The following is a 13,578-nucleotide window of genomic DNA, read 5'->3' on the forward strand; positions in this document are numbered from 1 at the left end:
TTACAATGAACTAGTTGAAACTTTTTGGAGGTTGGAATGAGTAGAGAATATACAAGAACAATCGTCAAAATTATATTTTGTACAGTAGTCGTATTTGTTTTTGCGATTTATACTCATGTGAGTCAGACAGATCCTATTCCGGGACAAATAAAAGTTGGAGCGACTTATATGACGATGAATAGTGAATTTTATAGACATTTACATAATGAGATTCAACGCTATTCTGATTCAGAAGGTCAGATATTGTATACTCGGGATGCAGAGATGAGTGAAGAAAAACAGAGTAAACAAATTGATGAGTTTATAGAGAAGCGAGTGAATGTTATTGTTATTAATCCGGTTAAGAGTGATAGCGAGCAAATTGTAGAAGCGTTAAGTAGGGCAAAGAATTTTGGAATTAGAGTTATAGCAGTAGATAGTCAGTTGAATAATATAAAAGTTGATACGAGCATAGTTTCTGATAATTACCATGCTGGGATATTAATTGCCAAGGATTTGATGAAACGTACCTCAAATGCTCATATTCTTTTGTTAACGCACAAAGATGCTTTATCAGCTAATCAGAGAATAACTGGTTTTTTGGATACAATAAAATCAGAAGAACATTATCAAATTATCTCAGAAAGAGAAACAGTTGGTCAAACAGAGTATGCTATGACTACTGTAGGTGATGCCTTATCTGAAGGTTTACAATTTGATGCTATAGTGGCTTTAAATGATAGAGCAGCTATAGGAGCTTTAGCAGCAATTAAAGAATTGAAAGTAACTTCAAAAAAACTTATTTACGGAATAGATGGTTCACCAGATATGAAGCATTTATTAGCTACAACAGATGAAGTTACGGGAACGGTTGCTCAATTTCCATCTCATATGGGTAGAAAAGTATCGGAAACAATAGATTTATTAGTAAAAAAAGAAGAAGTTGAAGAATTATATACTATACCTGTACAATTTGTTGATAAAAATAATATAATTCAGTTTGATATTAATGGGTGGCAGTAATGAAACAGGTAAAAGGTGTCCAGTATTCTATCATTTTGCTTTTATTAATTAATTTTCTAACCATTATATACAATGGAGCTTTGTATATACAGATTACAAACTATGTAATTTCAAAGGGACAGATGATACTCTTATTGGGAGAATTAAATAATATTTCAAAATCACCTGACCAGATTTTTTGGTATTCAATTATTTTTTTCGTCGGTATTATTTTTATATCTACCTATAAAATGTACTCAACTGAGAAAAAATGGCCAATTTTTTCAAAATGGAATTTGTTTGAAATAGTATTAATGATTGGTGTTATATGGTCACAAAATCTGTCATACAATGGAATAATATTATTAGTTTTTGCTGATATATTCTATAGTTCAAGAGAGTTTCAAGACTCTGATAGTAAACGTTCCTGGATTATTTTTATTTTCTTGAGTTTTTTAATATTACTTTTAACAGACTATGAAATCTTGTCACTATTTATAAAAGTTCCATCTCTTTCTACCTATATCCAATTTTACCCATCGTCCATACGAGGTGTAGTGTTATTTTTAGAAAATGCATTGACGTCATTAAACGTTATTATTTTCATCATCTCTTTATTGTCTTATATCCTATACGTGATTAAAGAACACCATAATATTGAGGAAGAACTTAAAATGTTATCTAGAGTCAACACTGAATTGAATCATTACATATCATTATCAGAGAAAATCGCTGAAGATCGAGAAAGGAAAAGAATTGCTCGGGAAATTCATGATACTCTAGGACATGCATTGACAGGGATTTCAGCAGGGATTGATGCTGTTTCTGTACTAATTGATGTTCATCCTATTCGTGCTAAAGAACAGTTGAAAAATGTTTCAAATGCAGTTAGAGAGGGGATAAAAGATGTTAGGGGATCATTACATAGACTAAGACCAGGAGCTTTGCAAAATAATGGTTTAAAAGATGCTCTAATATTAATGATTAGTGAGTATGAGTCTCTATCTAAACTCTCTGTCGATCTAAAATATGAATGGGGAAATATTGATTTAGATGTGATGCAGGAAGATACTATTTTTAGGATTATACAAGAATCTATGACAAATTCTGTTCGTCATGGACATGCTAGTAAAATGAGCATTCATTTTATGAGTGAGGATAACAACATAATAGTTTTGCAAGATAATGGAATAGGTTTTGACGACTTACAAATTGGGTATGGCTTGAAACAAATGAGAGAGCGAGTTTCTATTTTAGGTGGTTCTATTCATTTTGAAAATAGGGAAGGATTTTACACTAAAATAGTTTTTCCAAAAATAGGAGGTGAAGTATATGATAAAGGTAATGATTGCAGATGATCAGGCGTTAATTAGAGAGTCCTTGCAGATCATTTTATCAGTATATGCTGATATTGATGTTGTATCCGTCGTTGGTGATGGTATTGAAGCTATGGACAACATCATGACTGTAAAACCGGATATAATTTTAATGGATATTAGAATGCCCAGAATGGACGGAGTATTGGCTACAAAAGAAATCAAAAAACGTTTTCCAAATATAAAAATTATAATCTTAACAACATTTGATGACGACGAATTTATTTTTAGTGCTTTAAAATATGGTGCATCTGGCTATTTATTAAAAGGAGTTTCAACAGACGAGTTATACCAAGCCATTCAGACAGTGTATAAAGGTGGAGCTATGATTAATCCTAATATAGCTAGTAAGGTATTTCAATTGTTCTCGCAGATGGCACAGACCAATTTTTCTATTACTGTGAAGGAAGAGAATATTGAAAATATATCACTGACAGAATGGAAAATTATTCAGCAAGTGGCATTTGGAGAATCAAATAAGGAAATTGCCAGTAATCTTTTTTTATCCGAGGGAACAGTGCGCAATTACCTTTCTATCATTCTTTCAAAACTAAATTTGAGAGATAGGACACAGTTAGCCATATGGGCTGTACAAACAGGTGTGACACAAAAGAATTTTTCGAAGGAAATGGATAAATGAAAGTAAAGCAATTGTTTCTAGCGATACTGTTTGTGTTAAGTTGCTTGAGTTTATTTCTTATTTGGGAAAACAAGCAGATAAAGATTATTAGACTGGGTTTTTATTCTGATTCTAGTTGGGGAATTCCTACAGGAAATAACAGCTATGTACTAGATGAGGCTATTAAGAAATCTGAAGAGCTTCATCAAGGGGTTAAAATTGTATATGATTCAGGTATTCCTAAGGAGGAGTATTCTAATTGGATTTCAAGTCAAATTTTAAAAGGTTCTGAACCGGATGTATTTCTATTATCAAGCGACCAATTATCTTTATTTGCATCAAAAGGTATTTTAAAAAACCTAAATTCCTATCTGTCTCAAGAAGATGCCTCTAATTTCTATGATGTATCTTTGCAGGCAGCAAAATACGGAGATGATTTATACGGTCTTCCATATGAAAGCAATCCCATGTTGATGTGTGTAAATCAAGATTTACTTTTAAGAGAGGGCATTGAAATTCCTAAAGTAGGGTGGACACTGAAAGATCTATATGAGATTAGTAAAAAAATTACAAAAGATACCGATGGAGATGGAATCGTTGATCAATTTGGGATAACAGGATATAGTTGGAAAGAATCTCTAGCAGCCTTTGGAGTTACTATTTCTGAGAGTGGGATTCCTCGTATAGATTCGTCAGAAATGAAGGATGCTTTATCCTATATAAGGGGATTGAATCAATTAAACGGACGCTACAAAGTAACCTATAAAGATTTTGATGAAGGACATGTGGCCTTTTATCCAATGAGTTTGGCACAATATCGTACATATAAACCTTTTCCTTATCACGTGGCCAAATATACAAATTTTAACTGGACATGTATTTCATTGCCAACTACTAAGGAAGACATTCGTTCTACTGTAACAGATACTTCCTTATACGTGGTTTCTTCGCGTGCTCGCAATTCAAAACTTGCCGTATCGTTTATAGAATTTTTAACAAATAATCGTGAAATTCAACAAAATTTATTTAACAAGGGTCAAGGAAGCTCAGTGTTACCAGAGGTAGTAACTAGTTTGAAGAGTGAAGAGTTGATGAAGAAAGGAATGATTGGTCAAAATGCCTTAACGACTACTTCGCTGGATTATATAATGAAAAATTCAATTACAACTATTTCAAAAGGAATAGATTCAAAATCATTGGTTGGAATAGAAGAAAGATTAGAAGCATTATCTATGGATGAAAATAACACGGATATTGAAGGTAGTCTTATTAAGTTACAAAAAGAACTAGATATAGGAACCCTTAAATAGATATCAAGATTATTATTTCTTAAATAATACGAACATGGCAGATGTCTTTATTGACATTTGTCATTTTTTTATTGACATTTATCAATAAACTTTTGTGACATTTAACAATTATAAAGTGAAGATAAGGATGATAGAATGAAATCAATAAAAGGAGGGAAATATGAAGTATTTGATATTAGTCAGTCATGGAGGACTCGCAGAGGGATTGAAATCATCTCTTTCTATGTTTGCTTCGGATAAGGTAGATGATGTCATAGCGATTGGCTTAAAAGATGGAGAAAGTCTTGCAGTTTTTTCTGTAGAGGTCAAGAATGTTATTGCGTCTCTGGATGAAAATGATTCGGTTCTTGTTTTAGCAGATATTGTTGGGGGAAGTCCTTTAACAACTGTTGCAACAGTATTAGAAGAATTTGGAAAATTAGAGAATGCAACTATTTTGGGAGGCATGAACTTAACAATGGCACTTACAGCAGTGGTGATGAAAGATATTCTGACTGGAAGTGAACTTGTTTCTACGATATTAAACGAATCATCCTCAGCTCTACAGGAATTTGAAGTCGGATCGGATGATAATCTTAATGAAGAAGACGATATTTAGTTATATAAGGAAAGGGATAAAAAATTATGGTAGTAACATTTGTACGAATTGACGATAGAATGATTCATGGACAAACAGTCACTAGATGGGCAAAAGAACATCCATGTGATGGATTAATTGCAGTAAATGACGCTGCTGCATCTAATAAGGTTTTAATTCAGGCCTATAAAGGTGCGTCAGATAAAAAAACATTTGTTTGGACAAAGGAAGCGTTTAAAGAAAAATCATCTAAAGTAACAGAATCGGATAGTAGATATTTTTTGATTACTAAGAATCCAATTGATATGAAAGAAATTTTAGTAGACCAGGGCTTTATCCCAGGAGATGTTAAAGAGATTATTGTAGGACCTGCTAACGATAGACCAGGTGCTATCAAGTTGGGAAATAATCAATCAATTACTCAAGAGGAAGCAGTTGCACTAGAAGCAATTGAAAAAGCAGGATATAAAGTTAGATTCCAATTATTACCAGATGTATCTATTGGCTATTGGAGTGATTTTAAATCAAAATTTGGATTTTAATAATGAAATAAGGAGACAAAATGATGGAAATTTCTTGGATTCAAGCAGCTCTTTTAGGATTGTTTGCAAGTTTAGCATCGATGCCAGGTATGGGGGGATCCAGTATTGGTAACTATACTTTGGGGCGTCCATTAGTTGGTGGTTTAATTGTAGGTTTAATATTAGGAGATATAACAACAGGGGTAATCGTTGGTGTGGCTTTACAGGTATTATATATTGCCTTAGTGACACCTGGTGGAACTGTATCTGCCGATGTACGGGCAATTTCTTATATCGGAATTCCGTTATCTATCCTATTTGTTCATGCAAATAATATTTCAGGTGAAGTGGCGATTGCAGCAGCAGCAGCGCCAATTGGAGCCGCGGTTGGAACAATTGGAACTGTTTTATTCTATGGTACAGCTACTATGAACTTGCTTTGGCAACACATTGGATGGAAAGCTGTAGAGAAAGGTGATTTTAAGAAGTTATATGCTGTTGATTGGGTATATCCTTGGATTTCACATTTTATCTTTTCTTTCTTACCAACAATGATTATTACAAAATTTGGACCAGATATGGTTGATCTTATGAAAGTATATCTTCCGATGGATGGTTTTGTAATGAAGTCTCTATTTACTGTAGGAGCACTCCTTCCATGTGTGGGTATTGCAATACTTTTGAAACAAATTGTTACAAAAACAACAGACTTTATTCCTTTCTTTGTCGGGTTCACGTTAGCAAAATCTTTAGGCTTGAACTTAGTAGCAAGTGGTGTTGTGTCATTAATTTTTGCAGTAATTTATTATGAATTAGAAGTTATTAAATCTGCCCGTACGACAGCAGTTGTCAGTGATATGGGACTTGATGAAGAGGAGGATATTTAGAATGAGTCGAAAAAAAATATCAAGAAAAACATTGACAAAATCATTTCACCACTGGTTCTATGGACATCTGACATGTTTTTCTCAAGAACATATGCAAACTTTTGGATATTTAACTTCTATGCTTCCAATTGTAGAAGAAATGTATGATACTAAGGAAGAACAAAAAGAAGCTATGCAAACATACACAGCATTCTTTAATACTGAGCCACAGTTGGGTTCTCTAGTAGTTGGGATAACAGCTGGTTTGGAAGAAGCGCGTGCAAATGGAGATGCCGTAGATAGTGAAACCATCAATGGAATGCGAGCTGGTCTAATGGGGCCTATTGCAGGTATTGGAGATTCACTTATTGTAGGAACATTAATTCCTGTTCTTTTGGGGATAGCTCTAGGTCTTTCTAAAGGAGGAAATATTTCTGGTGCAATATTCTATATTATTGCATGGAATCTATTAGTCTATCTTGGAATGCGTTTTGCTTATTTTAAAGGATATGAACTTGGAGATAAAGCAGTAGAATTTTTAGTAGGTCCTAAAGGTCAGGCGCTAAGAAAATCAATTAGTGTTGTTGGTGGTATGGTCATAGGAGCTGTTGCAGCAACTTGGGTATCTGTCACTACGGCGCTAGAGCTGAAAAATGGAGATGGAGAAACATTTTTAAACTTACAAGAAAAGATTGATGGTGTTTATCCAGGTCTTTTAACAGCAGGTTTTATTGTTCTATGTTGGTGGCTAATGGCTAAAAAGAAAGTTTCTCCAAATTGGGTAATGCTACTATTGGTAGTTATTGCACTTGTAGGAGTCGCTTTAGGATTTTTCAATCCAGGCTTGAAATATTAATAGTATGTAAAAAAGCAACGGTTTGTAATCGTTGTTTTTTATATATGCGTAATATAAGGATTTAGAGTTTCGGTATTTTTTGTAAAAGAATTAACGAAAATACTAATTCCATAAATCCAGTTCATTAAAATTCTATAAAATTCTATATTATTAAAGTGCAAAATTAGGATAAAGAAATTTATCTATTCATCCTCAGAAAGTCAGACTTTTTTCTTGACTATTTCTGACCAAGTGATACAATAGAACTATGAATTAGCACTCAAGTGTAAAGAGTGCTAATACTATCTATCTCATTATGGAGGAAAACAGATGTTGAAACCATTAGGAGACCGTGTGGTCTTGAAAATCGAAGAAAAAGAACAAACTGTTGGAGGCTTTGTCCTTGCAGGCTCAGCCCAAGAAAAAACAAAAACAGCCCAAGTTGTAGCTACTGGACAAGGTGTTCGTACTTTGAACGGTGACTTGGTAGCTCCAAGCGTTAAGCCTGGAGACCGTGTCTTAGTTGAAGCCCACGCAGGTCTTGATGTCAAAGATGGCGATGAAAAGTACATCATCGTAGGCGAAGCTAACATCTTGGCAATCATTGAAGAATAGAAGGAGAAAGTAAGTATGTCAAAAGAAATTAAATTTTCATCAGATGCTCGTTCAGCTATGGTTCGTGGTGTCGATATCCTTGCAGACACTGTTAAAGTAACCTTGGGACCAAAAGGTCGAAACGTTGTGTTGGAAAAATCATTTGGCTCACCCTTGATTACCAATGACGGTGTGACCATTGCTAAAGAAATCGAGTTGGAAGACCATTTTGAAAATATGGGTGCCAAATTGGTATCAGAAGTAGCTTCAAAAACCAATGATATTGCAGGTGATGGGACTACAACTGCAACTGTTTTGACCCAAGCAATCGTTCGTGAAGGAATCAAAAACGTCACAGCAGGTGCCAATCCAATCGGTATTCGTCGTGGGATTGAAACAGCAGTTGCCGCAACAGTAGAAGCCTTGAAAAACAACGCCATCCCAGTTGCCAACAAAGAAGCCATCGCTCAGGTTGCCGCCGTCTCTTCTCGTTCCGAAAAAGTAGGTGAATACATCTCTGAGGCCATGGAAAAAGTTGGCAAAGATGGAGTCATCACTATCGAAGAGTCACGTGGTATGGAAACAGAACTTGAAGTTGTAGAAGGTATGCAGTTTGACCGTGGTTATCTTTCACAGTATATGGTGACAGATAGCGAAAAAATGGTGGCTGATCTTGAAAATCCATACATCTTGATTACAGACAAGAAGATTTCAAATATCCAAGAGATCTTGCCACTTCTAGAAAGCATTCTCCAAAGCAACCGTCCACTCTTGATTGTTGCGGATGATGTGGATGGTGAAGCTCTTCCAACCCTTGTTTTGAACAAGATTCGTGGAACCTTCAATGTAGTAGCAGTTAAGGCACCTGGTTTTGGTGACCGTCGCAAAGCCATGCTTGAAGACATTGCCATCTTAACAGGCGGAACAGTTATCACAGAAGACCTTGGTCTTGAGTTGAAAGATGCGACAATTGAAGCTCTTGGTCAAGCAGCGAGAGTAACTGTGGACAAAGATAGCACTGTTATCGTAGAAGGGGCTGGAAATCCTGAAGCGATTTCTCACCGTGTTGCAGTTATCAAGTCTCAAATTGAAACCACAACTTCTGAATTTGACCGTGAAAAATTGCAAGAACGCTTGGCAAAATTGTCAGGTGGTGTAGCAGTCATCAAGGTCGGAGCTGCAACTGAAACTGAGTTGAAAGAAATGAAACTCCGTATTGAAGATGCCCTCAACGCTACTCGTGCAGCTGTTGAAGAAGGTATCGTTGCAGGTGGTGGAACAGCCCTTGCCAATGTCATCCCAGCCGTGGCTGATTTGGAATTGACAGGAGACGAATCAACAGGTCGCAATATTGTTCTCCGTGCCTTGGAAGAACCTGTTCGTCAAATTGCCCACAATGCAGGATTTGAAGGATCTATCGTTATCGATCGTTTGAAAAATGCCGAGCTTGGTACAGGCTTCAACGCAGCAACTGGCGAGTGGGTCAACATGATTGATCAAGGGATTATCGATCCAGTTAAAGTGAGTCGTTCAGCTCTTCAAAACGCAGCATCTGTAGCTAGCTTGATTTTGACAACAGAAGCAGTCGTAGCCAATAAGCCAGAACCAGTAGCTCCAGCTCCAGCAATGGATCCAAGCATGATGTAAGCTTTCTATAGAAAACAACTTATAAAAAACACAAAAGGAGGGAATGACTAACCCTCCTTTTTATGATATTCACTTCTAAATTGATTTGAGCTCTCCTAACTTATATGATAAAATAAGACTAGAAAAAGGAGAAGAACATGATCGATGTAGAAGAAATTCTGAGCAAGATGAACCCCAATCAGAAGATTAATTATGACCGTGTCATGCAGAAGATGGTACAAGTATGGGAGAAAAATGAGCAACGGCCAACCATTCTCATGCATGTTTGCTGTGCCCCTTGCAGTACCTATACTCTAGAATATTTGACTAAGTATGCAGACGTGACCATCTATTTTGCCAATTCTAATATCCATCCCAAGGCAGAATACCATAAGCGTGCTTATGTGACTAAAAAGTTTGTCAGTGATTTCAATGAGCGAACAGGAAATACGGTCCAGTACCTAGAAGCTCCCTACGAACCAAATGAATACCGAAAATTGGTTAGAGGATTGGAGGAAGAGCCTGAAGGAGGCGATCGTTGCAAGGTTTGCTTTGACTACCGACTGGATAAGACAGCGCAAGTGGCTATGGACTTGGGTTTTGACTACTTTGGCTCAGCCTTGACCATTAGTCCTCATAAGAATTCTCAAACTATCAACAGCATAGGAATCGATGTGCAAAAGATTTATACCACTCACTATCTTCCCAGTGATTTCAAGAAAAATCAAGGCTACAAACGTTCAGTAGAGATGTGTGAGGAGTATGATATCTATCGTCAATGTTATTGTGGATGTGTCTATGCAGCACAAGCCCAGAATATTGACCTGGTTCAGGTTAAGAAGGATGCCACGGCTTTTTTGCTGGATAAGGATGTTGAAAAAGACTATTCCCACATCAAATTTACTGTTACTAAATTAGATATATAGAGACCAACCCAGCTGAAAAGCTGGGTTTTTCAAATAAAAAACCGGGGTCTTAACCCCAGTTTGACAACTTTACCGATTCTTTAGTTCTACATAGCGCTTGTACCAAATGTTTACATAGGCTTCTGAGAAAGGACCACGTCCATTGTTAATCCAATCAACAAGAATTTTGACATGTTCTTTTAAAATATAGTCCAAGTCATCAGAATAATTCATTTTGCGTTTGTGACGCTCATACTCCTCAACGTCCAAAAGACGTTTTTCCCCATCTGTAAAAATTTTAACATCCAAATCGTAATCAATATACTTCAGTGCTTCTTCATCCAGATAGTAGGGGCTAGCCATATTGCAATAGTAAGAAGTTCCATTATCACGAATCATGGCAATGATATTAAACCAATATTTCTTGTGAAAGTAAACAATAGCCGGTTCTCGAGTGACCCAACGACGACCATCACTTTCGGTAACAAGTGTATGATCGTTGACACCAATAATGGCGTTTTCTGTTGTTTTTAGTACCATGGTGTCCCGCCAAGTTCGGTGGAGACTCCCATCATGCTTATAACTTTGAATTGTAATAAAGTCGCCTTCTTTTGGAAGCTTCATAACTAACCAACTTTCTACAATTTATAAGTTTATCATTTACTATTGTACCATAAAATTATCTAAAATCTGTGAATTTCACTTGGAAATATTAAAGATATTCTCTAAGAGCGCTTGCTATATCCGAAAAATCATAGCCCTTTCGTGCTAAAACTTGAGTTAAACGCTGTTTCAGTTCGTATCCTTCATACTTTCTGGCATACTTAGCATATTGCTTATCAAGTTCCTTGAAGATGAGTTCTTGAGTCGTTTCTTGGTCAACTTGGATATCTAAGTCGTCAAAGGCAATTTTAGCATCAGAATAAGAGAAGCCCTTGTTAGTCAAGTTCTGGATTATCTTATCTTGCAAGGCACGAGCTGGAAGTTTTCCCTCATATTTTTTCAATAGTTTATTGGCTACACGTTGAGCAACTTCCGAAAAATCAAATTCTTTCAAGTTCTGTTCTATAGTAGATTTTGAAATCCCCTTTTGTGCTAGTTTCTGAGTCAGTACATAAGGCCCCTTGTCTCCTGAAAGTTGATTGGCATTGATGATAGCATAAGCGTACTGGCTATCATTAATCCACTTATCTTCTTTAAGATTAACAATGACTTGCGCAACTATGCTTTCATCAATATCGTATTTTTTCAGATATTCTCTGACCTCTTTTTCGGTACGTGCTTTAAAGGATAGGTGGTAGAGGGCCAGATTCTTACCGTAAGAAAATTTGGCAAAGTCCTGAATCTCTTTCAATTCCTCTTCGCTTATAACCTTATCTCTCGATAACATAAAACGAACAATTGTGTCTTCAGTGATATAGCATTTGTCGCCATTATCAAGTTCCATCAGATAGAGTCTTTTTTTCTTTTCAAGTTTTGTGATTTTCATAGTTCTATTATAACTCAAAATGTGATAAGATAGGGGTATGAATCTGAAAGTGAAACAAAAAATACCATTAAAAATCAAGCGCATGGGAATTAATGGTGAGGGAATCGGCTTTTATCAAAAAACATTAGTCTTTGTACCTGGAGCTTTAAAAGGAGAAGATATCTATTGTCAGATTACTTCTATTAAACGTAACTTTGTTGAGGCAAAATTACTGAAGGTCAACAAGAAGTCTAAATTTCGAGTTGTGCCAGCTTGTACTATTTACAATGAATGCGGAGGCTGCCAAATTATGCATCTGCATTATGATAAGCAGCTGGAGTTCAAGACGGACTTACTTCACCAAGCGCTGAAAAAATTTGCCCCTGCAGGATATGAAAATTATGAAATCCGTCCAACTATTGGAATGCAGGAACCAAAGTACTACCGTGCTAAGTTACAATTTCAGACTCGAAAATTTAAGAATCAGGTCAAGGCGGGCTTATATGCACAAAACTCTCACTATTTAGTAGAGTTGAAAGACTGCCTGGTACAAGACAAGGAAACCCAAGTGATTGCTAATCGTCTAGCGGAATTACTTACTTATCACCAGATTCCAATCACGGATGAGAGAAAAGTTCTAGGTGTTAGAACTATAATGGTTCGACGAGCAAGAAAGACTGGACAGGTTCAGATTATTATTGTTACAAATCGTCAGCTTAATTTAACCCAACTAGTAAAAGACTTAGTTAAAGATTTTCCAGAAGTTGTGACAGTAGCTGTGAATACAAATACAGCTAAAACCAGTGAGATTTATGGTGAAAAGACAGAGATTATCTGGGGACAAGAGAGTATTCAAGAAGGTGTTCTCGATTATGAATTTTCACTATCCCCTCGAGCTTTCTATCAACTAAATCCTGAACAAACAGAAGTTCTTTATAACGAGGCGGTAAAAGCCTTGGATGTTAATAAAGAAGATCATTTGATTGATGCTTATTGTGGAGTTGGAACAATTGGATTTGCCTTTGCAAAGAAAGTTAAAACACTCAGAGGTATGGATATTATTCCAGAAGCTATTGAAGATGCCAAGCGAAATGCTAAAAGAATGGGATTTGACAATACTCATTATGAAGCTGGAACAGCAGAAGAGATTATTCCTCGTTGGTACAAGGAAGGATACCGAGCAGATGCACTGATTGTGGATCCACCGCGTACAGGTCTGGATGATAAGTTGTTAGACACTATTCTTACCTATGTGCCAGAAAAAATGGTTTATATTTCATGTAATGTTTCAACTTTGGCAAGGGATTTGGTAAGATTAGTAGAAGTCTACGATATCCATTATATCCAGTCGGTCGATATGTTCCCACACACCGCTCGAACTGAAGCAGTTGTAAAATTAATAAAAAAAGTTTAAAAAAGGTGTTGACAAAGTTTGAAAAGTCTGTATAATAGTAAGAGTTGAAAATAACAACTCTGGTCCGTTGGTCAAGGGGTTAAGACACCGCCTTTTCACGGCGGTAACACGGGTTCGAATCCCGTACGGACTATGGGTATGTTGCAGTTGGAAATACTTGATGAAAAAAGTTTAAAAAAGTTTCAAAAAAGTGTTGACAAGCGAAAGCGACTGTGATATACTAATATAGTTGTCGCTTGAGGGAAGCGAGCGACAAAGACCTTTGAAAACTGAACAAGACGAACCAATGTGCAGGGCACTACAACTAAGGTTGTAGTACTGAACAATGAAAAAACAATAAATCTGTCAGTGACAGAAATGAGTGAGAACTCAAACTTTTAATGAGAGTTTGATCCTGGCTCAGGACGAACGCTGGCGGCGTGCCTAATACATGCAAGTAGAACGCTGAAGGAGGAGCTTGCTTCTCCGGATGAGTTGCGAACGGGT

General features: G+C 36.3%; 14 protein-coding genes, 1 tRNA gene and 1 rRNA gene. 14 read left to right on the forward strand and 2 right to left on the reverse strand.

The genetic code is table 11. From position 1 onward, the window contains the following. Positions 1–36 precede the first annotated feature (36 nt). The 11 genes from HT697_RS02085 to HT697_RS02135 all read left to right on the forward strand — a co-directional run bounded on the left by HT697_RS02085 (position 37) and on the right by HT697_RS02135 (position 10,231). Entirely contained in the window at positions 37–1,002 is a 966-nt protein-coding gene (locus tag HT697_RS02085) for a substrate-binding domain-containing protein (protein WP_020903141.1), read from the forward strand. Next, positions 1,002–2,339, forward strand: a complete 1,338-nt coding sequence (locus HT697_RS02090; RefSeq protein ID WP_173253408.1) for a sensor histidine kinase — start codon at positions 1,002–1,004, stop codon at positions 2,337–2,339. The genes HT697_RS02085 and HT697_RS02090 overlap by 1 nt, the downstream gene beginning before the upstream one ends. Further along, a complete protein-coding gene (locus tag HT697_RS02095; protein ID WP_033683129.1) occupies positions 2,314–2,997 on the forward strand; it encodes a response regulator transcription factor in 684 nt (227 codons plus the stop codon). Before HT697_RS02090 ends, HT697_RS02095 begins: the two co-directional genes overlap by 26 nt. After that, a complete protein-coding gene (locus HT697_RS02100) occupies positions 2,994–4,286 on the forward strand; it encodes an extracellular solute-binding protein (protein WP_173261994.1) in 1,293 nt (430 codons plus the stop codon). The genes HT697_RS02095 and HT697_RS02100 overlap by 4 nt, the downstream gene beginning before the upstream one ends. Before the next feature lie 160 nt (positions 4,287–4,446). Then, the gene (locus HT697_RS02105; protein WP_033683131.1) at positions 4,447–4,884 is read left to right on the forward strand and encodes a PTS fructose transporter subunit IIA; all 438 of its coding nucleotides are present in this window, start codon (positions 4,447–4,449) and stop codon (positions 4,882–4,884) included. A gap of 26 nt (positions 4,885–4,910) precedes the next feature. Beyond that, complete coding sequence (locus HT697_RS02110) at positions 4,911–5,405, forward strand: PTS sugar transporter subunit IIB (protein ID WP_020903146.1); 495 nt, start codon at positions 4,911–4,913, stop codon at positions 5,403–5,405. A 23-nt stretch (positions 5,406–5,428) separates the two neighbouring features. Next, complete coding sequence (locus tag HT697_RS02115; RefSeq protein WP_173218976.1) at positions 5,429–6,271, forward strand: PTS sugar transporter subunit IIC; 843 nt, start codon at positions 5,429–5,431, stop codon at positions 6,269–6,271. Continuing rightward, the gene (locus tag HT697_RS02120) at positions 6,252–7,106 is read left to right on the forward strand and encodes a PTS system mannose/fructose/sorbose family transporter subunit IID (protein WP_033683132.1); all 855 of its coding nucleotides are present in this window, start codon (positions 6,252–6,254) and stop codon (positions 7,104–7,106) included. The genes HT697_RS02115 and HT697_RS02120 overlap by 20 nt, the downstream gene beginning before the upstream one ends. A gap of 309 nt (positions 7,107–7,415) precedes the next feature. After that, positions 7,416–7,700, forward strand: a complete 285-nt coding sequence (groES, locus tag HT697_RS02125; RefSeq protein WP_000917328.1) for a co-chaperone GroES — start codon at positions 7,416–7,418, stop codon at positions 7,698–7,700. Between the two features lie 15 nt (positions 7,701–7,715). Beyond that, on the forward strand, positions 7,716–9,326 hold the full coding sequence (gene groL, locus HT697_RS02130) for a chaperonin GroEL (RefSeq protein WP_173218967.1): 1,611 nt from the start codon (positions 7,716–7,718) through the stop codon (positions 9,324–9,326). Between the two features lie 137 nt (positions 9,327–9,463). After that, positions 9,464–10,231 carry an epoxyqueuosine reductase QueH gene (locus tag HT697_RS02135; RefSeq protein WP_000567567.1) on the forward strand — a complete coding sequence of 256 codons (768 nt, stop codon included), beginning with the start codon at positions 9,464–9,466 and terminating at the stop codon, positions 10,229–10,231. A 69-nt stretch (positions 10,232–10,300) separates the two neighbouring features. On the opposite strand, the gene HT697_RS02140 is transcribed toward HT697_RS02135, so the two are convergent. Further along, positions 10,301–10,834, reverse strand: coding sequence for a DUF402 domain-containing protein (locus HT697_RS02140; protein ID WP_000775321.1), 534 nt, complete (start codon positions 10,832–10,834; stop codon positions 10,301–10,303). Between the two features lie 88 nt (positions 10,835–10,922). Further along, positions 10,923–11,699: a recombination regulator RecX gene (gene recX, locus HT697_RS02145; RefSeq protein ID WP_173261996.1), complete on the reverse strand. Its 777-nt coding sequence runs from the start codon at positions 11,697–11,699 to the stop codon at positions 10,923–10,925. 37 nt (positions 11,700–11,736) lie between these two features. On the opposite strand from recX, the gene rlmD reads away from it, so the two are divergent. The 3 genes from rlmD to HT697_RS02160 all read left to right on the forward strand — a co-directional run. Continuing rightward, positions 11,737–13,092, forward strand: coding sequence for a 23S rRNA (uracil(1939)-C(5))-methyltransferase RlmD (gene rlmD, locus HT697_RS02150; protein WP_173218973.1), 1,356 nt, complete (start codon positions 11,737–11,739; stop codon positions 13,090–13,092). Between the two features lie 61 nt (positions 13,093–13,153). Continuing rightward, positions 13,154–13,225: transfer RNA gene (locus tag HT697_RS02155), tRNA-Glu, on the forward strand. Positions 13,226–13,468: 243 nt separating this feature from the next. After that, positions 13,469–13,578: ribosomal RNA gene (locus HT697_RS02160) — 16S ribosomal RNA — on the forward strand; the annotation flags it as partial.

Source organism: Streptococcus sp. 1621 (assembly GCF_013276615.1).
In the GTDB taxonomy this organism is placed as follows: Bacteria; Bacillota; Bacilli; order Lactobacillales; family Streptococcaceae; genus Streptococcus.

Bases quoted from the DNA above. Each gene is read 5' to 3' on its own strand.
- HT697_RS02085 (WP_020903141.1), top strand. From the start codon at position 37: ATGAGTAGAGAATATACAAGAACAATCGTCAAAATTATATTTTGTACA.
- HT697_RS02090 (WP_173253408.1), top strand. From the start codon at position 1,002: ATGAAACAGGTAAAAGGTGTCCAGTATTCTATCATTTTGCTTTTATTA.
- HT697_RS02095 (WP_033683129.1), top strand. From the start codon at position 2,314: ATGATAAAGGTAATGATTGCAGATGATCAGGCGTTAATTAGAGAGTCC.
- HT697_RS02100 (WP_173261994.1), top strand. From the start codon at position 2,994: ATGAAAGTAAAGCAATTGTTTCTAGCGATACTGTTTGTGTTAAGTTGC.
- HT697_RS02105 (WP_033683131.1), top strand. From the start codon at position 4,447: ATGAAGTATTTGATATTAGTCAGTCATGGAGGACTCGCAGAGGGATTG.
- HT697_RS02110 (WP_020903146.1), top strand. From the start codon at position 4,911: ATGGTAGTAACATTTGTACGAATTGACGATAGAATGATTCATGGACAA.
- HT697_RS02115 (WP_173218976.1), top strand. From the start codon at position 5,429: ATGGAAATTTCTTGGATTCAAGCAGCTCTTTTAGGATTGTTTGCAAGT.
- HT697_RS02120 (WP_033683132.1), top strand. From the start codon at position 6,252: ATGAAGAGGAGGATATTTAGAATGAGTCGAAAAAAAATATCAAGAAAA.
- groES (WP_000917328.1), top strand. From the start codon at position 7,416: ATGTTGAAACCATTAGGAGACCGTGTGGTCTTGAAAATCGAAGAAAAA.
- groL (WP_173218967.1), top strand. From the start codon at position 7,716: ATGTCAAAAGAAATTAAATTTTCATCAGATGCTCGTTCAGCTATGGTT.
- HT697_RS02135 (WP_000567567.1), top strand. From the start codon at position 9,464: ATGATCGATGTAGAAGAAATTCTGAGCAAGATGAACCCCAATCAGAAG.
- HT697_RS02140 (WP_000775321.1), bottom strand. From the start codon at position 10,834: ATGAAGCTTCCAAAAGAAGGCGACTTTATTACAATTCAAAGTTATAAG.
- recX (WP_173261996.1), bottom strand. From the start codon at position 11,699: ATGAAAATCACAAAACTTGAAAAGAAAAAAAGACTCTATCTGATGGAA.
- rlmD (WP_173218973.1), top strand. From the start codon at position 11,737: ATGAATCTGAAAGTGAAACAAAAAATACCATTAAAAATCAAGCGCATG.